The organism is Pseudomonas sp. PA-6-3C (assembly GCF_021605825.1).
GTDB classification, from domain to species: Bacteria; Pseudomonadota; Gammaproteobacteria; order Pseudomonadales; family Pseudomonadaceae; genus Aquipseudomonas; species Aquipseudomonas edaphica.
The window spans coordinates 1-18,003 of sequence record NZ_WKDV01000020.1; the positions used below are offsets into that span (position 1 = coordinate 1).

At 62.2% G+C, this 18,003-nt stretch carries 20 protein-coding genes; 17 read left to right on the top strand and 3 right to left on the bottom strand.

Annotation, left to right across the window (positions count from 1 at the left end; genetic code table 11):
• Positions 1 to 1,105, bottom strand: a 1,105-nt coding sequence (locus tag GIW48_RS15010) for an MFS transporter (protein WP_236490671.1), incomplete at its 3' end; no start/stop codon positions are given.
• Positions 1,106 to 1,215: 110 nt separating this feature from the next.
• Between GIW48_RS15010 and GIW48_RS15015 the strand changes: the two genes are divergently transcribed.
• Complete coding sequence (locus GIW48_RS15015; RefSeq protein WP_236472910.1) at positions 1,216 to 2,118, top strand: LysR family transcriptional regulator; 903 nt, start codon at positions 1,216 to 1,218, stop codon at positions 2,116 to 2,118.
• A 31-nt stretch (positions 2,119 to 2,149) separates the two neighbouring features.
• On the opposite strand, the gene GIW48_RS15020 is transcribed toward GIW48_RS15015, so the two are convergent.
• On the bottom strand, positions 2,150 to 2,425 hold the full coding sequence (locus tag GIW48_RS15020; RefSeq protein ID WP_138454414.1) for a DUF6124 family protein: 276 nt from the start codon (positions 2,423 to 2,425) through the stop codon (positions 2,150 to 2,152).
• A gap of 663 nt (positions 2,426 to 3,088) precedes the next feature.
• On the opposite strand from GIW48_RS15020, the gene phnC reads away from it, so the two are divergent.
• The 13 genes from phnC (at position 3,089) to phnP (ending at position 13,525) form a co-directional block, all read left to right on the top strand.
• Positions 3,089 to 3,922 (top strand): phosphonate ABC transporter ATP-binding protein, encoded by an 834-nt coding sequence (phnC, locus tag GIW48_RS15025; protein ID WP_017136206.1) that lies wholly within the window; start codon positions 3,089 to 3,091, stop codon positions 3,920 to 3,922.
• A gap of 32 nt (positions 3,923 to 3,954) precedes the next feature.
• On the top strand, positions 3,955 to 4,956 hold the full coding sequence (gene phnD, locus GIW48_RS15030) for a phosphonate ABC transporter substrate-binding protein (RefSeq protein WP_099549047.1): 1,002 nt from the start codon (positions 3,955 to 3,957) through the stop codon (positions 4,954 to 4,956).
• 143 nt (positions 4,957 to 5,099) lie between these two features.
• Positions 5,100 to 5,882, top strand: a complete 783-nt coding sequence (phnE, locus tag GIW48_RS15035; RefSeq protein ID WP_017136208.1) for a phosphonate ABC transporter, permease protein PhnE — start codon at positions 5,100 to 5,102, stop codon at positions 5,880 to 5,882.
• Between the two features lie 36 nt (positions 5,883 to 5,918).
• A complete protein-coding gene (gene phnF / locus GIW48_RS15040) occupies positions 5,919 to 6,623 on the top strand; it encodes a phosphonate metabolism transcriptional regulator PhnF (protein ID WP_169985717.1) in 705 nt (234 codons plus the stop codon).
• 3 nt (positions 6,624 to 6,626) lie between these two features.
• Positions 6,627 to 7,064: a phosphonate C-P lyase system protein PhnG gene (gene phnG / locus GIW48_RS15045; protein ID WP_099490085.1), complete on the top strand. Its 438-nt coding sequence runs from the start codon at positions 6,627 to 6,629 to the stop codon at positions 7,062 to 7,064.
• Positions 7,064 to 7,654: a phosphonate C-P lyase system protein PhnH gene (gene phnH, locus GIW48_RS15050; protein ID WP_138451751.1), complete on the top strand. Its 591-nt coding sequence runs from the start codon at positions 7,064 to 7,066 to the stop codon at positions 7,652 to 7,654. Before phnG ends, phnH begins: the two co-directional genes overlap by 1 nt.
• Positions 7,654 to 8,730 carry a carbon-phosphorus lyase complex subunit PhnI gene (locus tag GIW48_RS15055; RefSeq protein ID WP_236461859.1) on the top strand — a complete coding sequence of 359 codons (1,077 nt, stop codon included), beginning with the start codon at positions 7,654 to 7,656 and terminating at the stop codon, positions 8,728 to 8,730. The genes phnH and GIW48_RS15055 overlap by 1 nt, the downstream gene beginning before the upstream one ends.
• Entirely contained in the window at positions 8,723 to 9,589 is an 867-nt protein-coding gene (locus GIW48_RS15060; protein WP_099549044.1) for an alpha-D-ribose 1-methylphosphonate 5-phosphate C-P-lyase PhnJ, read from the top strand. The genes GIW48_RS15055 and GIW48_RS15060 overlap by 8 nt, the downstream gene beginning before the upstream one ends.
• Positions 9,550 to 10,359, top strand: coding sequence for a phosphonate C-P lyase system protein PhnK (gene phnK / locus GIW48_RS15065; protein WP_171045849.1), 810 nt, complete (start codon positions 9,550 to 9,552; stop codon positions 10,357 to 10,359). Before GIW48_RS15060 ends, phnK begins: the two co-directional genes overlap by 40 nt.
• A complete protein-coding gene (phnL, locus tag GIW48_RS15070; RefSeq protein WP_236461869.1) occupies positions 10,359 to 11,078 on the top strand; it encodes a phosphonate C-P lyase system protein PhnL in 720 nt (239 codons plus the stop codon). Before phnK ends, phnL begins: the two co-directional genes overlap by 1 nt.
• Positions 11,068 to 12,213: an alpha-D-ribose 1-methylphosphonate 5-triphosphate diphosphatase gene (locus GIW48_RS15075; RefSeq protein WP_236461856.1), complete on the top strand. Its 1,146-nt coding sequence runs from the start codon at positions 11,068 to 11,070 to the stop codon at positions 12,211 to 12,213. Before phnL ends, GIW48_RS15075 begins: the two co-directional genes overlap by 11 nt.
• Positions 12,213 to 12,785 carry a phosphonate metabolism protein/1,5-bisphosphokinase (PRPP-forming) PhnN gene (phnN, locus tag GIW48_RS15080; RefSeq protein WP_236461853.1) on the top strand — a complete coding sequence of 191 codons (573 nt, stop codon included), beginning with the start codon at positions 12,213 to 12,215 and terminating at the stop codon, positions 12,783 to 12,785. The genes GIW48_RS15075 and phnN overlap by 1 nt, the downstream gene beginning before the upstream one ends.
• Entirely contained in the window at positions 12,776 to 13,525 is a 750-nt protein-coding gene (gene phnP / locus GIW48_RS15085; protein ID WP_236461850.1) for a phosphonate metabolism protein PhnP, read from the top strand. The genes phnN and phnP overlap by 10 nt, the downstream gene beginning before the upstream one ends.
• Before the next feature lie 117 nt (positions 13,526 to 13,642).
• On the opposite strand, the gene GIW48_RS15090 is transcribed toward phnP, so the two are convergent.
• The gene (locus GIW48_RS15090; RefSeq protein ID WP_186617333.1) at positions 13,643 to 14,374 is read right to left on the bottom strand and encodes an ArsR/SmtB family transcription factor; all 732 of its coding nucleotides are present in this window, start codon (positions 14,372 to 14,374) and stop codon (positions 13,643 to 13,645) included.
• 74 nt (positions 14,375 to 14,448) lie between these two features.
• On the opposite strand from GIW48_RS15090, the gene GIW48_RS15095 reads away from it, so the two are divergent.
• The 3 genes from GIW48_RS15095 (at position 14,449) to GIW48_RS15105 (ending at position 17,457) form a co-directional block, all read left to right on the top strand.
• Positions 14,449 to 15,570: a cytochrome P450 gene (locus GIW48_RS15095; protein WP_236472911.1), complete on the top strand. Its 1,122-nt coding sequence runs from the start codon at positions 14,449 to 14,451 to the stop codon at positions 15,568 to 15,570.
• A gap of 278 nt (positions 15,571 to 15,848) precedes the next feature.
• Positions 15,849 to 16,673 carry an MNIO family bufferin maturase gene (gene bufB, locus GIW48_RS15100; RefSeq protein WP_017136221.1) on the top strand — a complete coding sequence of 275 codons (825 nt, stop codon included), beginning with the start codon at positions 15,849 to 15,851 and terminating at the stop codon, positions 16,671 to 16,673.
• On the top strand, positions 16,663 to 17,457 hold the full coding sequence (locus tag GIW48_RS15105; protein ID WP_017136222.1) for an HvfC/BufC N-terminal domain-containing protein: 795 nt from the start codon (positions 16,663 to 16,665) through the stop codon (positions 17,455 to 17,457). The genes bufB and GIW48_RS15105 overlap by 11 nt, the downstream gene beginning before the upstream one ends.
• Positions 17,458 to 18,003: the final 546 nt, after the last annotated feature.

The window sequence follows — 18,003 nt, forward strand, 5'->3', positions numbered from 1 at the left end:
CCACAATCCCCACCCAACCAAACTGCGCCATCAACCACCCACTCACCGTCGCCCCAACCGCTCCACCCACAAACGTCGCGGTCATATACAAACTGTTAATCCGCCCCTGCGCCTTGGGGTCCACCGCAAACGCCCGCGTCTGATTGGCCACCAACCCGGCCTGCACACCGATATCCAGCACAATCACGCCCAGCACCAGCAAGATCAGCGAGGTCTGCGCCCCTGCCAGCAGCAAAAACGCCAAGGTCACAATCCCCACGCTGGCCCCGATCACCTTGCGACAACCCAGTTTGTCTGCCGCCCGGCCGCCATACGACGCTGCGAACGCACCCACTGCGCCGATAATCCCGAAACCACCGGCCCAGGCACTGCCCAGCTGCCACGGTCCATTGGCGAGCAACCCGGCCAAATTCACCCAAAACGCGTTGAAGCACGCCCACAACAACGCCTGCACCATCATTGATTGCCGAATCGGGCTGTTATCGCGCATCAACGGCCACAGCGATGCCAGCAGCCGAGGGTAGGACAGGTTCGTACTCGGCACGCCCGCCGGCAGTAGCCTGGCCGCGATAAACCACACCGGGATCATGAACGCCGCCTCCATGGCGTACACCGCCCGCCAGCCATACGCCTCACCGACCACACCACTGATGGTGCGGCCGAGCAAAATCCCCAACATGATCCCGCTGACCACCGTGCCCACATTGCGCCCGCGTTCGTGGGGCTGCGACATCACTGCCGCAAAGGGCACCAGTTGCTGCGGAACGCAACACACCACGCCCAGCCCGAACGAGGCGCCGATCAACGCCCAGATACTCGGCGCAAAAGCCGCCGCCAAGGCAAAGCAGAACGCCAGCGCAATCTGCCCGAGTACCAGCTTGCGCCGATCAAAGCGGTCGCCCATGGGCAATAAAAACGCCAACCCGGTGGCAAACCCCAGCAAGGCCGCGCCTGCCACCAGGTTGACCGTCGACACTGCGACGCCCATGTCCGAGGCGATCAACGGCAGCACCGGCTGGGTGCAGTAAATGTTGGTGACCACCGCGCCGGCGATCACCGCCATCATGATGATCTTGCCTCGCGGCGGTGCATTCTCGGATGTCATGGCGTTTGCCTCATGTCGCTGGGGGATGAGTCGCCAACCTTACGCAGTCGCGTTTATGTCGATAATCCCCTAGGATCGGGAATCATCCTTCCAAAAAATGATAGGGCGTTATGAACCGTCTTGAATCGATGTCGGTGTTTGTTGCGGTGGTGGAGGCGGGCAGCCTGTCGGCGGCTGCGCGCCAGTTGGGCATGCCGCTGGCCACCGTCAGCCGTAAAGTCGCGGAACTGGAAGCTCACCTGAAATCCCGGCTGCTGCACCGCACCACGCGGCAGTTGTCGCTGACGGACGTGGGCGCTTCCTATCTGGCGGCGTGCCGGCGGATTCTCGAAGAGATCGGCGAAGCCGAACGGGCCGCCACCGGCGAATATGCCGTGCCCAAAGGCGAGCTCACGGTGACCGCGCCCATCGTGTTCGGGCGCCTGCATATCGTGCCGGTGGTGGCGGAGTTTCTGGCGCAATACCCCGAGATCAGCGTCAACCTGATGCTCACCGACCGCGTAGTACACCTGATGGAAGAACAGTGCGATGTGGCCGTGCGCATTGGTGACCTGCCGGACAGTTCGCTCAAGGCGCTGCAAGTCGGCACGGTGCGGCGGGTGGTGTGTGCCAGCCCTCGGTATTTGCAAACCCATGGCGAACCGACCACGCCGCAGGCGCTGACGGACCACAGTTGCATCACCTTTGAAGTGCTGTCCTCGGTGGGCGCCTGGGTGTTTGGGGCGGGTAAAGCGCAACAGACCGTGCCCGTGCATTCGCGGCTGTCGGTAAACACGGCGGAAGCGGCGATCACGGCGGCAACACTGGGTGTTGGCGTGATTCGAGTGCTGTCGTATCAAGTGGCGGACGCAGTGCAAAAGGGTGATTTGCAGGTGGTGTTGCAGCCCTATGAATCAGCGGCATTGCCCATCAGCCTGGTGCATAAAGGGCAGGCGCCATTGCCGTTGAAAGTGCGCGCCTTCCTGGACTTCGTCACCCCGCGACTGCGCGTGCGTGACGCAAATATCCCCTGATGTACGCTCCCACACTAGATCGCCTCAGCCATCAGGCCACGGGACACTCCCGATTCAGCGCTTGATCCACCAACAACTGCGCAATCTCAACCATCTGCACCACCGCCAGCACCTGTTTGCGGCTTGAACCGTCCAAATGCTCGGCACAGTCATAGGCACACACCGTCGCCGATTCCAGCATCTCGCTGGCATTGCTCAAGGCAACTTCGGTACTGAGGCCGGGGCGGACGGTGAAGATGATGTTCTTTGTGGCTTGTGAGGTTTCATCCGGGGTAGACGATATTGGGTTAGGCGTTACTTTTTTCATACGGATACTCCGTGAGTTATGAAAAAAGCGCTCACTTCTGTGGGCGCTAAGGCGCCTGGATCATTCGGGCTTCCACACCCGGTCGTTGATTTTGCAACGACTCGAGAAGGTTAGCGGTGAGCTATGTTCGGACGCAACCCGAAATCTGTGTAGGGCATGTCCTAACAAGAGGGCTGCTAAGAAGAGAGAGCCATACGCAGGCTACCGATCGTTCCCACGCTCTGCGTGGGAATGCATCCCGTGACGCTCTGCGTCACCGTTGCGCAAACCTTCGCCTGCTTCGGGACGCAGAGCGTCCCAGGCGGCATTCCCACGCAGAGCGTGGGAACGATCGGTCAACACTGAATACCTTAAGGCAAGCCAATCCCCTGTGGCGAGCAGGCTTGCCCTGCGTTGGGCTGCGAAGCGGCCCTAAAACCTGAGGACGCGTTCTGCCTGAATAAGCGCGGTGGTCTTATTGGGGCTGCTGCGCAGCCCAACGCAGGGCAAGCCTGCTCGCCACAACAAGACCTCTCAGGGTCGCATCCAACCTTTCACAAAACCTTCATCAAACCGCCGCCCGGCAGTCATGTGCAAGTAATAGCACTGACACCTCCCGCGCCTACTGTCGTTTGAACTCAACCGCAGCCCTTGTGGGGCTGTTCAAACCAGACAGAGAAGCCCATGACTCACGCTATCCATGTCGATCACTTGAACAAGACCTTTGCGAAGAAATCCGCATTGGTCGACCTCGAACTCACCATTGCCGCAGGTGAGATGGTCGCGCTGATTGGCGCTTCCGGTTCCGGCAAGTCCACGTTGTTGCGCCATTTGGCGGGCCTGGCCTGTTGCGACAAGAGCAACGGCGGCAGCGTCAAGGTGTTGGGCCGGGAGGTGCAGGCCAGTGGGCGCTTGAATGGCAAGGTGCGGCGGTTGCGCGCAGACATCGGCTACATCTTCCAGCAGTTCAACCTGGTCAACCGCCTGAGCGTGCTCGACAACGTATTGCTCGGCTGCCTGGGCCGCATGCCACGCTGGCGCGGCAACCTCGGTTTGTTCAATGCCGAGGAAAAAGCCTTTGCCCTCGAATCCCTCGCCCGCGTGGGCTTGGCCGACCTGGCCGGGCAGCGTGCTTCGACCTTGTCCGGCGGCCAGCAGCAGCGCGTGGCGATTGCCCGTGCATTGACCCAGCGCGCCGAAGTCATCCTCGCCGATGAGCCTATTGCCTCGCTGGACCCGGAGTCGGCGCGCAAGGTCATGGAGATCCTCGCCGACATCAACCGCCGCGACGGCAAGACCGTGGTGGTGACCCTGCATCAAGTCGATTACGCCATGCGTTATTGCCCGCGTGCCGTGGCCCTTAAAGGCGGCCGCATTCATTTCGACGGGCAGGGCAGCGCCATGAGCAGCCAGTTCCTCAACGATTTGTACGGTGCCGACGTCGACACCAGCCTGATGTTTTCCGACCACACCCGCACAGCCGTCGCCACGCCTCGGCTGGCCATGGCGCGCGCTTGAAACCCTACTCACGACCCACAGGAATCCCGTCCATGTTGAACCGTATCGGCCAAGTGTTTCTGTCTGCGGTGTTGCTGGCCGGCGCCGCCATGGGCACTGCCCAGGCTGCCGACAAAGCCATCAACTTCGGCATCATGTCCACCGAGTCTTCGCAGAACCTCAAGAGCATCTGGCAGCCGTTTTTGGATGACATGCACAAGAAAACAGGCCTGACCATCAACGCCACCTTCGCCTCCGACTACGCCGGGTTGATCCAGGGCATGCGCTTTAACAAGGTCGACGTGGCCTGGCTGGGCAACAAGGCGGCGATGGAAGCCGTGGACCGTTCCAACGGCGAGATCTTCGCCCAGACCGCCGCCGCCAACGGCGCCGCCGGTTACTGGAGCGTGCTGATCGTGCGCAAGGACAGCCCGATCAACAACGTCGACGACATGCTCAAGAACGCCAAGAACCTGACCTTCGGCAACGGTGACCCGAACTCCACCTCGGGCTACCTGGTGCCGGGCTACTACGTGTTCGCCAAGAACCATGTGGATGCCGCCACCGCGTTCAAACGCACGCTCAACTCCAGCCATGAAGTCAACGCACTCAGCGTGGCCAAGGGGCAGTTGGACGTGGCCACCTTCAACACCGAAAGCTGGGACCGCCTGGAAGTCACCCAGCCGGACAAAGCCGCAATGCTCAAGGTGATCTGGAAATCGCCGCTGATTCCGGCCGACCCGATGGTGTGGAGCAAGGCGCTGACGGACAGCGAGAAAACCAAGATCCGTGATTTCTTCGCCCACTACGGCGACACCGATGAAGAGAAGGCGGTGTTGAAGAACATGCAGTTGGGCAAGTTCCTCGCCTCCAACGACGACCAGCTCTTGCCGATCCGCCAGTTGGAGCTGTTCAAGCAGCGCACCACCATCAGTGCCGACAACAAGCTTGAGGCAGCCGACAAGGCCAAGAAGCTCGCCGACATCGATGCTGACCTGGCCAAGCTGCAACAGCGCATCTCCGAGCTGGACAAGAAGACCGCAGCAAACGGCTAACCCCAGTAGGAACCGGATTCATGTGGGAGCGGGCTTGCCCGCGATTGCGGTGTATCAGCCAACACATTTGTAACTGCCAGACCGCTATCGCAACGGTGCGGCGATCCGACAAGCCAGCTCCCACATTTTGATCGAGGACAACCATGACGACTTTACATGCTGAAGCGGTGGGTAAAAGAACCTGGCCGCAATACCTCGGCTGGGGGCTGTTCCTGGTCCTGCTGGCCTGGGCCTGGCACGGCGCCGAGATGAACCCGCTGGCGCTGTACCGCGATTCCGGAAATATGGCGACCTTCGCCGCCGACTTCTTCCCGCCCGACTTCCACGAATGGCGCTCCTACCTCAAGGAGATGATCGTCACCGTACAAATCGCCCTGTGGGGCACGGTGCTGGCCATCGTCTGCTCGGTGCCGCTGGGCATCTTGTGCGCCGACAACATCACCCCGTGGTGGGTCCACCAACCGCTGCGCCGCGTGATGGATGCCTTCCGCTCCATCAATGAAATGGTCTTCGCGATGTTGTTCGTGGTCGCCGTCGGCCTCGGTCCGTTTGCCGGTGTATTGGCCTTGTGGATCAGCACCACCGGCGTGCTCGCCAAGCTGTTTGCCGAAGCCGTCGAAGCCATCGACCCAGGCCCGGTAGAAGGCGTGCGCGCCACCGGTGCAAGTGCCCTGCAGGAAGTGATCTACGGCGTGATCCCGCAAGTGATGCCGCTGTGGGTGAGCTACGCGTTGTATCGCTTCGAAGCCAATGTGCGCTCAGCCACCGTGGTGGGCATGGTCGGCGCCGGCGGAATCGGCGTGATCCTCTGGGAAAACATTCGCGCTTTCCAGTTCGTACAAACCTGCGCGGTGCTGCTGGTGATCATCGTGGTGGTGAGCTGTATCGACGTGCTGTCCCAACGCCTGCGCAAGCAGTTCATCTGACGCCTGAGGGGTGCCCGCGCGGCGCTTTTTTTAAGCATGCAGTTGTCTAGACAAGATGAGCCGGTGTACCGCGAACTCGCGGATATTTTGCGCCGTGAATTGAGCAGCTACCAGGCCGGTGACTTCCTGCCCGGCGAGGTGCACATGGCCGAGCGCTTTGGCGTCAACCGCCACACCTTGCGCCGCGCCATCGACGAGTTGGTGTTTGAAGGCAGCCTGTTGCGCCGTCAGGGCAAGGGCACTCAAGTGCTCGACCGCCCGCTGATTTACTCGATGGGCGCCGAGACCTCCTACAGCCAATCGCTGTCGGCCCAGGGCGTCGGCGTGCAGGCGGTGTTGCTCAAGCGCCGCTATTGCTACGCCAGCCGCGACGAAGCCGAGCATTTGGGCATCGCCGAGATGGCCCCGATGATCGAGCTGCAAACCCTGCGCAAGCTTGATCACCAGCCCGTCAGCCTGATCCGTCATCGCTACTGCGCCAGCCGTGCGCCATTGCTGGCTGATTACAACGGCGGCTCCCTGCGTCAGTACCTGCGTGAACGAGCGCTGCCGCTGACCCGCACCCAAAGCCTGATCGGTGCGCGTTTGCCCAACCGTGATGAAGCCGCGCTGCTGATGATGCCTCGGCACTTGCCGGCCCTCACGGTGTTTACCCTTTCCTGCGATCGCGATGGCCGCCCGGTGGAGCTGGCGCAGTCCACCAGCCGTTCGGATCGCTTCCAGTACCAAGTGGTGACTTGAATGATGAGTGTGTCCCCGCGACAACATTGGATCGGCGTATTAGCCCGCGCCCAGCTCAATGAACTGCAACCCTTTGAGGCCGCCTTGAAGGACGCCGAATACCAACTGATCCGCGCCCCGGAAATCGGCATGACCCTGGTACGCGGGCGCATGGGCGGTGACGGCGCAGCCTTCAACGTCGGTGAAATGAGCGTGACCCGCTGCGTGGTGCGCCTGGCCGACGGCCGCACCGGCTACAGCTACCTGGCCGGGCGCGACAAGCTGCATGCCGAGTTGGCCGCGTTGGCGGACGCCCATCTGCAAGGCACGCAACCGAGCCTGTGGCTCAGCGACTTGATCACCTCCCTGGCCACTGCCCAAGCCAAACGCCGCGCCGAAAAAGAAGCTGACACCGCTGCCACCAAGGTCGAGTTCTTCACCCTGGTGCGAGGAGAAAACTGATGAACGCTCACCTGTTGCAACCGGCGTTTGTCGAGCCGGTGCTGGATGCCCAGCGTGGTTTTCGTGCGGCCCTCAAGGCATTGGCCGAACCCGGTTTGATCCAGCATCTGCCGTCCGCGCCACGCCTCGACGGCCTGGCGCCCGCCACCTACGCGCTGTGCCTGGCCCTGCTGGATATGGACACGCCGCTGTGGCTGGCGCCGAGCTTCGACACGCCGCTGATCCGCGCCAACCTGGCCTTCCACTGCGGTTGCCCGCTCACCGATAAACGCGAAGACGCGGTGTTCGCGCTGCTCGGCGAGCAAGACCTGCTCGACCTCGGCGGCTTCGACCACGGCAACGACCGTTACCCGGATCAGTCCTGCACCTTGCTGGTTCAACTTACCGACCTGGAGTCCGGTCGCGGCCTGCACTGGCGCGGCCCAGGGATCAAAACCCAGCGCCTGGTCAACCTGCCGGTGCCGCAAGCCTTCTGGCAAGAGCGCCAACGCCGCGAAGCCTTCCCGCGTGGTCTGGACTTGGTGTTCACCGCCGGCCACCACCTGATCGGCCTGCCGCGCAGCAGCCGTATTGCACAGGAGCACGCCTGATGTACGTAGCCGTCAAAGGTGGCGAACAGGCCATCGACAATGCCCACCGCCTGCTGGCGAAAAAACGCCGGGGCGATACCGCCATTCCTGAACTCAGCGTGAGGCAAATCCGCGAGCAATTGCCGCTGGCGGTGGCGCGGGTGATGACCGAAGGCTCGTTGTTCGACGAAGAGCTGGCTGCGCTGGCGATCAAGCAGTCAGCAGGGGATTTGGTCGAGGCGATCTTCCTGCTGCGCGCCTACCGCACCACGCTGCCGCGCTTCAGCCCGAGCCTGCCGATTGATACGTCGCAGATGTGCTTGAGCCGACGTTTGTCGGCCACGTTCAAGGACGTGCCCGGTGGCCAACTGCTCGGCCCGACCTTCGACTACACCCACCGCCTGCTGGATTTTTCGCTGCTGGCCGAAGGTCAATACCCAGGCCCGCAGACCACGAAGGATGCGCAAATTGACGCCTGCCCTCGGTTGCTCGGTTTGCTCGCCAAAGAAGGTTTGATCAAAAACGAAGCCGACGACAACGCCAGCGTCGCCGACATCACCCGCGACCCGTTGGAATACCCGGCCAGCCGCGCCGAGCGCCTGCAAGCCCTGGCCCGTGGCGACGAAGGTTTTCTGCTGGCGCTGGGCTACTCGACCCAACGCGGTTACGGCCGCAACCACCCGTTTGCCGGTGAGATTCGCATCGGCGACGTCGAGGTGTGGATCGACCCCGAAGAGTTGGGCTTTCCCATCTGCCTGGGCAGCATCGAAGTCACCGAGTGCGAGATGGTCAACCAATTTGTCGGCTCGGCCACTGAGCTGGCGCAGTTCACCCGTGGTTACGGCCTGGCGTTCGGGCATGCCGAGCGCAAGGCCATGGGCATGGCGCTGGTCGACCGCTCGCTGCGCGCCGGGGAGTACAACGAAGAAGTCGTCTCACCGGCCCAACGCGAAGAGTTTGTGCTGGCCCACTGCGACAACGTCGAGGCGGCGGGTTTTGTCTCGCACCTCAAATTGCCTCACTACGTGGACTTCCAGTCCGAGCTGGAACTGATCCGCAAACTGCGCCAACCGGCCGAGGGCAACCGCCATGAATGACTTGACCCTACCGGCTGTGCGCGACCCGGCGTACAACTTCGCCTACCTCGACGAACAGACCAAACGCATGATCCGCCGCGCCTTGCTCAAGGCCGTGGCGATTCCCGGTTACCAAGTGCCGTTTGGCGGCCGCGAAATGCCGTTGCCTTACGGCTGGGGCACCGGCGGCATGCAATTGACCGCCGCGATCCTCGGTGATGATGACGTGCTCAAGGTGATCGACCAGGGCGCCGACGACACCACCAATGCCGTGTCGATCCGGCGCTTTTTCGCCCGCACGGCGGGGGTTGCCACCACCGAAGCGACGCCCGACGCCAGCGTGATCCAGACCCGCCACCGCATCCCGGAAACGGCGCTGCAGGCCGGTCAGATCATGGTTTACCAGGTGCCGATCCCCGAGCCGCTGCGCTTTATCGAACCCTCGGAAACCGAGACCCGCACCATGCACGCCCTCAATGACTACGGGGTGATGCACGTCAAACTCTACGAAGACATCGCCACCTTCGGCCATATCGCCACCAGCTACGCCTACCCGGTGATGGTCGATGAGCGCTACGTGATGGACCCGTCGCCGATCCCCAAATTCGACAACCCCAAACTCGACATGAGCCCGGCGCTGATGCTGTTCGGCGCCGGTCGCGAAAAGCGCCTGTACGCGGTGCCGCCGTACACCCAGGTCACCAGCCTGGACTTCGAAGACCATCCGTTCGAAGTGCAGCAGTGGGAACACAACTGCGCCATCTGCGGCAGCCACGATTCCTTCCTCGACGAGCTGATTCTCGACGACGCGGGAACCCAGAGTTTTGTGTGTTCCGACACCTGGTATTGCGCCCAACGGGTCAAGGAGAACAACCAGTGAGCCAGCCTTTGCTTCAAGTACGTGACCTGTCGTTGCTTTACGGCCCGGAGAAGGGCTGCCAGGGCGTCAGCTTTGATCTTTACCCGGGTGAAGTGTTGGGGATTGTCGGCGAGTCCGGCTCGGGTAAGTCCACCTTGCTCTCGCTGTTGAGCGGCCGTTTACCGCCGCAAGCGGGGAGCATCGGCTATCGCAGCAAGGACGGCGAATGGCTGGATTTGTACAGCGCCAGTGAAGCCGAGCGCCGCACCTTGCTGCGCACCGAGTGGGGCTTTGTCGAGCAGAACCCACGGGACGGCCTGCGCATGGGCGTGTCGGCCGGCGCCAACATCGGCGAGCGCCTGATGGCCCAAGGCGTGCGCAACTATGCGCAACTGCGCGGCGCCGGTCTGGATTGGCTCGGCCAGGTGGAAATCGACCCGCAGCGCATCGACGATTTGCCGCGCACCTTCTCGGGCGGCATGCAGCAGCGCCTGCAAATCGCCCGCAACCTCGTCTCCAGCCCGCGCCTGGTATTCATGGACGAACCCACCGGCGGCCTGGATGTGTCGGTGCAAGCGCGCCTGCTCGACCTGTTGCGCGGCCTGGTACGTGAGCTGGATCTGGCGGTGGTGATCGTCACCCACGACCTGGCCGTTGCGCGTTTGCTCGCCGACCGCCTGATGGTGATGCGCCGCTCCCATGTGGTGGAAACCGGGCTCACTGACCAGATCCTCGATGATCCACAGCACCCTTACTCTCAACTGCTGGTGTCTTCGGTATTGCAGCCATGATGAATGCCTTGATCGAGGTCCGTGACCTCTCGAAAACCTTCACCCTGCATCAGCAACACGGCGTGGTGCTTAACGTGTTGCGCGGTGTGGCGTTCAGTGTGCAGGGCGGTGAGTGCCTGGTGCTGCATGGCCAGTCCGGCGCGGGGAAAAGCACCTTGCTGCGCACCCTGTACGGCAACTACCTGCCGGCGGGCGGCAGTATTCGTGTGCAGCATGCCGGTGAGTGGCTGGAGCTGGTCGGCGCCGAGCCGCGTGACATTCTTCAGGTGCGTCAGCAGACCCTCGGTTACGTCAGCCAGTTTCTGCGCGTCATCCCCCGCGTGGCCTGCCTGGACGTGGTGATGGAGCAGGCCCTGGCGCGTGGCTGGGCCAAGGCCGATGCGCAAGCCCGCGCCGAACAGTTGCTTACGCGTCTGAACATCCCGCAGCGCTTGTGGCAACTGGCGCCCGGCACGTTCTCCGGTGGCGAACAACAGCGCGTCAATATCGCCCGGGGCTTCATGGTCGCCTGGCCGGTGATGTTGCTGGACGAACCTACCGCGTCCCTGGACGACAACAACCGCCAGGTGGTGCTGGAACTGATGAACGAAGCCAAGGCCGCCGGCGCGGCGCTGATCGGCATCTTCCACGACCGCGCCGCCCGTGAAGCGGTCGCCGACCGCCATTTCGACATGACCCCATCGCCCGTCGCCCAAGAGGAATACGCCCATGCCCGCTGAACAGATCCTCACCCATGCCCAGGTCGTCACGGCTGAGCGCATGTTCCTGGGCACGGTGGTGCTGCGCGACGGCAAGATTGTCGACCTCGCCGAAGGCCGCAGCCAGTTGCCCCAGGCCCAGGACCTGGGCGGCGATTGCCTGCTGCCGGGCCTGGTAGAGCTGCACACCGACAACCTGGAAAAACACATGACCCCGCGCCCCGGCGTGGACTGGCCGTCGATCTCGGCGGTGCTCAGCCATGATGCGCAAATCATCGCGGCGGGGATCACTACAGTGTTCGACGCAGTGTCCATCGGCGATGTGAACCCCAAGGGCAACCGCATGAAAAAGCTGCCGGCGATGCTCGACGCGATCGCCCAGGCTGAAGACGCCGGCTTGACCCGCGCCGAACACCACCTGCACCTGCGCTGCGAGCTGTGCCACCCGGACACCCTCAGCGTGTTCCGCGACCTGGTGGAAAACCCGCTGGTGCGCCTGGTGTCGGTGATGGACCATTCGCCGGGCCAGCGACAGTTCGTGCTCGAATCCAAGTACCGTGAGTACTACATGGGCAAGTACCACCTCAACGACGAAACCATGGACGCGTTTATCGTGCTGCAAATGGCCAATTCCAAGCAATACAGCGACCGCTATCGCGCCGCCATTGTTGCGCATTGCCTGGAACGCGGCCTGTCGGTGGCCAGCCATGACGACGCGACGCTGGCGCATGTGGAGGAGTCGGCGGGCTATGGCATGACCATTGCTGAATTCCCCACCACGCTTGAGGCGGCCAAGGGCTGCCAGGCGCTGAACATGAAAGTGCTGATGGGCGCGCCGAACGTGGTGCGCGGCGGGTCGCACTCGGGTAATGTGGCCGCCGCCGGCCTGGCTGCCGAGGGATTGCTGGATATACTTTCCAGTGATTACTACCCGGCCAGCCTGTTGCAGGCGGCGTTTGTGCTGGCCGATCAACAGGACGGCGGCGACCTGTCGCGGGCCGTCAAGATGATCAGCCTGGCGCCTGCACAAGCGGCGGGCCTCAATGATCGCGGTGAAATTGCCATTGGCCTGCGGGCGGATTTGGTGCAAGCCCGCCGCTGCGAGGGGCTTCCTGTGGTGCAACAAGTCTGGCGACAAGCGAAGAGGGTGTTTTGATGGCAGGCAGGTTGATCTATCTCATCGGGCCATCCGGTTCGGGCAAGGACAGCCTGCTGGATGCCGCACGCCCACGCTTGGCCGAGCGCGGCTGCCGCATTGTGCGCCGGGTGATCACCCGCTCGCCGGAAGCGGTGGGCGAGGCCGCACAAGGGGTGAGCCCGGAACAGTTCGACGCGCTGCTGGCCGAGGGCGCGTTTGCCCTCAGTTGGCAGGCCAATGGCTTGTGGTATGGCATTCCCAAGGCCATCGACGAATGGCTGGCGGCGGGGGACGATGTGCTGGTCAATGGTTCGCGCGCGCACCTGGCGCAAACCCGTGAGCGCTATCCGGGCTTGCTGGTGCTGCTGTTGACGGTGGATCAGGCCGTATTGCGCCAGCGCCTGACGGCGCGCGGGCGCGAGTCCCAGGCCGATATCGAGGAACGCCTGGCGCGCAATGCGCGGTTCACCGCCGATTTGATCGCGGGTAATGGCGCCGGGTTGTTTGTGCTCGACAATTCCGGCCCGCTGGAAAACACCGTCGAGCGCTTGCTGTGCTGCCTCGATCACGGGCACACGGCATGCGCCTGACCTTACTGGGCACCGGTGATGCGCGGCAGGTTCCGGTGTATGGCTGCGAGTGCGCGGCGTGCGGTCTGGCGCGCAGCGACGCCAGCCTGCGCCGCCGCCCGTGCAGCGCGTTGATCGAGTGCGGCGAGCAGCGCTGGTTGATCGACAGCGGCTTGCCCGACCTCTGTGAACGCTTCCCGCCACGCAGCTTCAACGGGATTTTGCAGACGCACTATCACGCCGATCATGCGCAGGGTTTGTTGCACCTGCGCTGGGGCCAGGGCTTGATCATTCCGGTACACGGCCCCGCCGACTCGGAGGGTTTGTCCGACCTCTACAAACATCCAGGCATCCTCGATTTCAGCCAGCCGTTTGCCGAGTTTGAAACACGGCAGTTTGGTGAGCTGAGCGTCACTGCATTGCCGTTGCAACATTCAAAACCGACCTTGGGTTATCTGCTGGAAGGCGAGGGGCGGCGCATCGCCTACCTCACCGACACGGTGGGTTTGCCGCCGGTCACGCTGGCCTGGTTGCAACGGCAGCCGTTGGACGTGTTGGTGCTCGACTGCTCCATGCCGCCGCAGCCGCAAGCGCCGCGTAACCACAATGACCTGACGTTGGCGTTGCAGAGCATTGAGGAGACGGGTGCGCAGTTGGGCGTTTTGACCCATGTGGGGCACACCTTGGATGCGTGGCTGCTGGAGCACCGACGCGAGTTGCCACGGCATGTGACGGTGGCCTGGGATGGCCGGATTATTTGAACACCGCATAACCCTGTGGGAGCTGGCTTGCCTGCGATGGCATCAACTCGGTGTGCCTGATGTGCAGAGGTGCCTGCATCGCAGGCAAGCCAGCCCCCACATTTAGACTGTGTTGCATCAGGTAGATAGGCTTTTGCTTTGCACTTGATCTGGCTCTTGCTTCAACCACTCGACTCCAAAGCGCGCTGCAAACGCCTTGCGCCCATTGGCGGTGACCCCCAGCGCGCGGCTGTCCAGATCCTGAGTCACCCACCCACGACGAATCACGCACTGCAAGACCGCTGCGCCCAATGCCCCGGCCAAATGCGGGCGGCGCATGCTCCAGTCCAGGCAGGCACAGGCGAAACGCCGACGTTGCGCGCGCAACGCAGGCATATCCAGCCCCAACGCGATCATTGCGGTTTCGCCGGGGGCCGTCAGTGCATAGGTGCCGTCGCCAATCAGCCAGCCAGAGGCAATGAAATGGTCGTGCAGGTGCACCGCCAGCGTGCCGGCCATGTGGTCGTAGCAGGTGCGTGCGAGCTGCAGGCGGTTGGGCGTGCTGGGGACAAATGCCTGGGCGGTGTTGCGGCTGATCACCATCAACCCTTCGATGGCCTGGGCCACGTGTGCGCCGGCGAGGCTGTAATAACGGTGTCGGCCCTGGGTGTGCAGCGTGAGCAGGCCATCGTCCTTGAGCCTGGCCAAGTGGGCGCTGGCCGTTGAGGTGCTGACGCCGGCAATCACGGCCATCTCGGTACTGGTGCGCGCATGGCCATCCATCAGCGCGCAGAGCATTTTTGTGCGCGCAGGCTCTGCTATCGCACCGGCGATTTGTGAGAGTGCCGCGTCATCATCAAAGGCGTTCATATTTCGTTCCTGAACGAATCATTGCCGCGTGGGAGGGCCGATAGTAACGCTTCTTTAAGCACAGGACGTCCCGGATGACACCGCTGCAAGCCGCTACCCATGTTGATCCCTATCCGTATTACGCAAGCCTGCGTCGCCATGAAGAACTGCTGTTCGATGCCGAGTTGGGGCTGTGGGTCGCCAGCCGCGCCAAGACGGTGGAGGCGGTGCTGACACACCCGGATTGTCGCGTACGCCCGTTGCATGAGCCGGTGCCCAAGGCGCTTGCACAGGGCGCGGCAGGACAGGTTTTTGCGCGGTTGATGCGCATGAACGAAGGCCCGGCGCATCGATGCCCGCGGGCGGCGATTGAACCGGCGTTGGCGGCGGTGGAGGCGTCGGCCATTGCTGAACGGGTCGCTCGGTTGATCGGCAGCGTGCAGACCCTGGATGCGCTGATGTTTACCTTGCCCGTCTCGGTGGTCGCGTCGCTGCTGGGATGCCCGGCGCCACAGCTGGCGTGTGTCGCCGGGCTAACGCGGGCGTTTGTCGCCGGCCTTTCACCGCTGAGCAGTGAAGCGCAGTTGTGCAATGCGCAGGCCGGCGCGTCGCAGTTGCAGCAGATGTTTTGTGCGGTGTTGGAAGAAACAGCGCTGCTGGCTCATATCCGCAGTGGCAACTGGGAAAGTGCGCAGGTATTGACGGCCAATTTGATCGGCCTGTTGTCGCAGACCTGCGAAGCCAGCGCCGGGTTGATCGGCAACTCACTGGTGATGCTCGCGCGGCACCCTGAGCGGGTTGCGCAGATTATGCGCACGCCAGCCCTCGCCACGGCGCTGGTGGAGGAGGTGGCGCGTTACGATTCACCGGTGCAAAACACACGGCGATTCGTGGCGGCGCGCTGCACCATCGGCAACCGGGTGTTGGCGGCGGGAGAGAGTGTTTTAGTCCTGCTGGCATCGGCCAATCGGGACGCTGAGGCCAACCTCGATCCCGACAGTTTTGTGCTGGCGCGCACGCAACGGCGTCTGTTCAGCTTTGGTATCGGGCGCCATCAGTGCCCAGGCCAACAGATGGCGTTGACGATCGCCGCGCAAGCGCTGTTGGGTTTGTTGCGTCATCAGCCTGCCTTGCTGGCGGACGCTGGCCGGTTCAGCTACTGGCCCTCGCTTAACGGCCGTATCCCCAGGTTCAGCGCTGCGGCGCTAAGCCAGTAACCCTTCTCCCTATTCCACAAACGCTTGAGCCTTGGTACTCGCCATTCGACCTGCCGGAAGCGATCAGCTCGGCGGTAGCGCGCTCGATGAGGGCGAGAATATTCTGGCGGATGCGGCGTTGGAGAAGTGGGTGCGTTGTTAACCGGTCAATTCCGGCGCCCGGCTATACAGGTCCTGAGACACCCATTGCTGCACGATAACGTTCGGTAAAAACGCCGGGCTCAGCGCCCCTGCTGCGCTATGATCCTGGGCGGACCATTACGCGAGTGAATTATCCAGTGAGCCCGTTACCACGGATTGGTGTTGGCCTCAGAGCCCCCCACTATCAAGATTTCATGAACCATCACCCTGCGGTCGATTGGCTGGAGGTTCATACGGAGAACTACCTGGGCCCCGGAGGGAAAGACCTGCATATCCTCCGTCAGTTGGCACAGCGCTACCCGATCAGCCTGCATGGCGTCGGTTTGGGTATCGGCTCAGTCCATGGCTTTAGCAACGCACATGTCGAGCGAATTCGGGCCTTGGCCGAGCTGATCAACCCCTTTCTGATTTCGGAGCATTTGAGCTGGGGGGCTGTGGAAGGGCGCTGCTTGAATGATTTGTTGCCATTGCCCTTGGTGGAGGCGTCACTGAACCTGGTCTGTGATCGGGTCGATCAGGTTCAAAACGCTCTGGGCCGGCCGCTCATGCTCGAAAACGTGTCCACCAGCTTGCGGTTCAAGGGCGACACGCTGGGAGAAACCCAATTTCTCGCTGAAGTGGTCGCACGCACGGGGAGTGCTGTGTTACTTGATCTGAACAACCTTTACGTGAACCAGTGCAACCACGGTGAACCTGCGCTCGAGGCGATGCGCAGGCTGGATTCGACCAGCGTTGGCGAATTGCACCTGGCCGGCCATAGCCACGCTGAGGGGCTGTTGATCGATGACCATGGCAGTGCTGTGGCGGAGCCGGTCTGGTCGTTGTATCGCACGGCTTTGCGTCAGTTTGGGCCGGTGCCGGTGCTGGTCGAATGGGACACTCACCTGCCGCCGCTGGGCGAGTTGCTTGATCAAGTACGGATCGCCAGGGCGATTGCCGAAGAGGTGTTGCATGACACTTGAAGAACTGGCGGTGTTACAGCTCGAATTTTCCCGCGCTCTGGAGGACCCGGCTCCATCACCCCGCTTACCGCAGAGCTGGCTGCTGGCCGGTGTATCGGGTAGTGAACGACGCTTCGCTCGCTACCGCAGTGGCCTGTGGCAGCATCAGGAGCAATCGTTGGCACTCACTCATCCGGTGATCAAGGCATTGGTGGGCGATGAATTCTTTCGCACCCTGGCTTTTTCCTATGGTCAACGGTATCCCTCGCATCACCCTGATCTGGGGCGGTTCGGTGAGCACCTCGCGGAGTTTCTGGGTACTTATGTGCCCGTGGCAGCGTATCCGTATTTCGCCGACGTGGCAGCCTTGGAGTGGGCAGTTCATTGCGCCTGCACAGCCAGTGACGTCAATGCATTGGATGCTCGGGCAATGGCGGCGATAGGTGCCCAGGCCCTGGAAAGTACGCAACTCACTTTGGCTCCGGGTTGTGCATTGGTGAGCAGTGGGTGGCCGATCTTTGCTATCTGGGCGGCCCATAACAAGGGTGACCAGAGCGTGCCGAAGGTGGCCGGTGGCGCCTGTTCGGCGCTGGTGTATCGAAGTGGCTGGCGCGTGGAGGTTCGCGAGGTTGATGCTTGGGAGTTCACTGCACTGGCCCGTCTGCTGGAGCATGCGACCTTGGGGGATGCACTGCTGGCCGCGCAGGAACACTATGCAATGAATCGCGATGACGGCGCGTTCATTGACAGCGCTGCATGGGTGACGCGCTGGTTGTGTGATGGGTTGCTGGTCGCCATACCGTAGGTTTTTGAACAGCATTGTTTCACTGGGTGTCACGCCGCTTTCCCAGGATAGGCGCGCAGAGCCGTGGCCGGGAACCAAGGGCTTTCAGATGATTGGATCCAATTTTAACATCTTGAAACATTTGCCGGTCTGAATTAATTCGACATATTTAAGCCATGGGCTATAAAAAATAACGCATAGAACAAAAGCAGTTACCAAGTGTGCATTCAGGAATAAGCACTGTCCGTGCTCCTTTGCTGATCTGGTAACGATACGCTTGGCAGCGTGCGTCTTTGGCTAAGAAAGACGCGTCGCAGACCCGGGTCAGGAATGGATTCCGACGATGCCGCCCCGTGCGGCAAAGTTTTGCAAGGAGCAACACATGCATCCGATCTGCTTAACAGCCGCCTCTGCGTCGTGTCGGCCGGAGAACCTTCTGGTTGCGGGACACAAAAGCTCCGAGCTTCGGCGTCATGTCGAGTGCCTGGTTCATTCCCTTCGTCTGATCTTCTGCCCCACCTTGATCGCCGAGCCCTGAAAGGCTCCGATCGGCTCAGTGTCGTCTTC

What these genes read in the sequence shown, in the direction of transcription:
- GIW48_RS15055 (WP_236461859.1), top strand. Translation starts at nt 7,654, where the DNA reads ATGTACGTAGCCGTCAAAGGTGGCGAACAGGCCATCGACAATGCCCAC.
- phnL (WP_236461869.1), top strand. Translation starts at nt 10,359, where the DNA reads ATGAATGCCTTGATCGAGGTCCGTGACCTCTCGAAAACCTTCACCCTG.
- GIW48_RS15060 (WP_099549044.1), top strand. Translation starts at nt 8,723, where the DNA reads ATGAATGACTTGACCCTACCGGCTGTGCGCGACCCGGCGTACAACTTC.
- GIW48_RS15090 (WP_186617333.1), bottom strand. Translation starts at nt 14,374, where the DNA reads ATGAACGCCTTTGATGATGACGCGGCACTCTCACAAATCGCCGGTGCG.
- GIW48_RS15015 (WP_236472910.1), top strand. Translation starts at nt 1,216, where the DNA reads ATGAACCGTCTTGAATCGATGTCGGTGTTTGTTGCGGTGGTGGAGGCG.
- GIW48_RS15020 (WP_138454414.1), bottom strand. Translation starts at nt 2,425, where the DNA reads ATGAAAAAAGTAACGCCTAACCCAATATCGTCTACCCCGGATGAAACC.
- phnN (WP_236461853.1), top strand. Translation starts at nt 12,213, where the DNA reads ATGGCAGGCAGGTTGATCTATCTCATCGGGCCATCCGGTTCGGGCAAG.
- phnD (WP_099549047.1), top strand. Translation starts at nt 3,955, where the DNA reads ATGTTGAACCGTATCGGCCAAGTGTTTCTGTCTGCGGTGTTGCTGGCC.
- phnP (WP_236461850.1), top strand. Translation starts at nt 12,776, where the DNA reads ATGCGCCTGACCTTACTGGGCACCGGTGATGCGCGGCAGGTTCCGGTG.
- GIW48_RS15095 (WP_236472911.1), top strand. Translation starts at nt 14,449, where the DNA reads ATGACACCGCTGCAAGCCGCTACCCATGTTGATCCCTATCCGTATTAC.
- phnG (WP_099490085.1), top strand. Translation starts at nt 6,627, where the DNA reads ATGAGTGTGTCCCCGCGACAACATTGGATCGGCGTATTAGCCCGCGCC.
- GIW48_RS15105 (WP_017136222.1), top strand. Translation starts at nt 16,663, where the DNA reads ATGACACTTGAAGAACTGGCGGTGTTACAGCTCGAATTTTCCCGCGCT.
- phnH (WP_138451751.1), top strand. Translation starts at nt 7,064, where the DNA reads ATGAACGCTCACCTGTTGCAACCGGCGTTTGTCGAGCCGGTGCTGGAT.
- phnC (WP_017136206.1), top strand. Translation starts at nt 3,089, where the DNA reads ATGACTCACGCTATCCATGTCGATCACTTGAACAAGACCTTTGCGAAG.
- phnF (WP_169985717.1), top strand. Translation starts at nt 5,919, where the DNA reads ATGCAGTTGTCTAGACAAGATGAGCCGGTGTACCGCGAACTCGCGGAT.
- GIW48_RS15075 (WP_236461856.1), top strand. Translation starts at nt 11,068, where the DNA reads ATGCCCGCTGAACAGATCCTCACCCATGCCCAGGTCGTCACGGCTGAG.
- phnE (WP_017136208.1), top strand. Translation starts at nt 5,100, where the DNA reads ATGACGACTTTACATGCTGAAGCGGTGGGTAAAAGAACCTGGCCGCAA.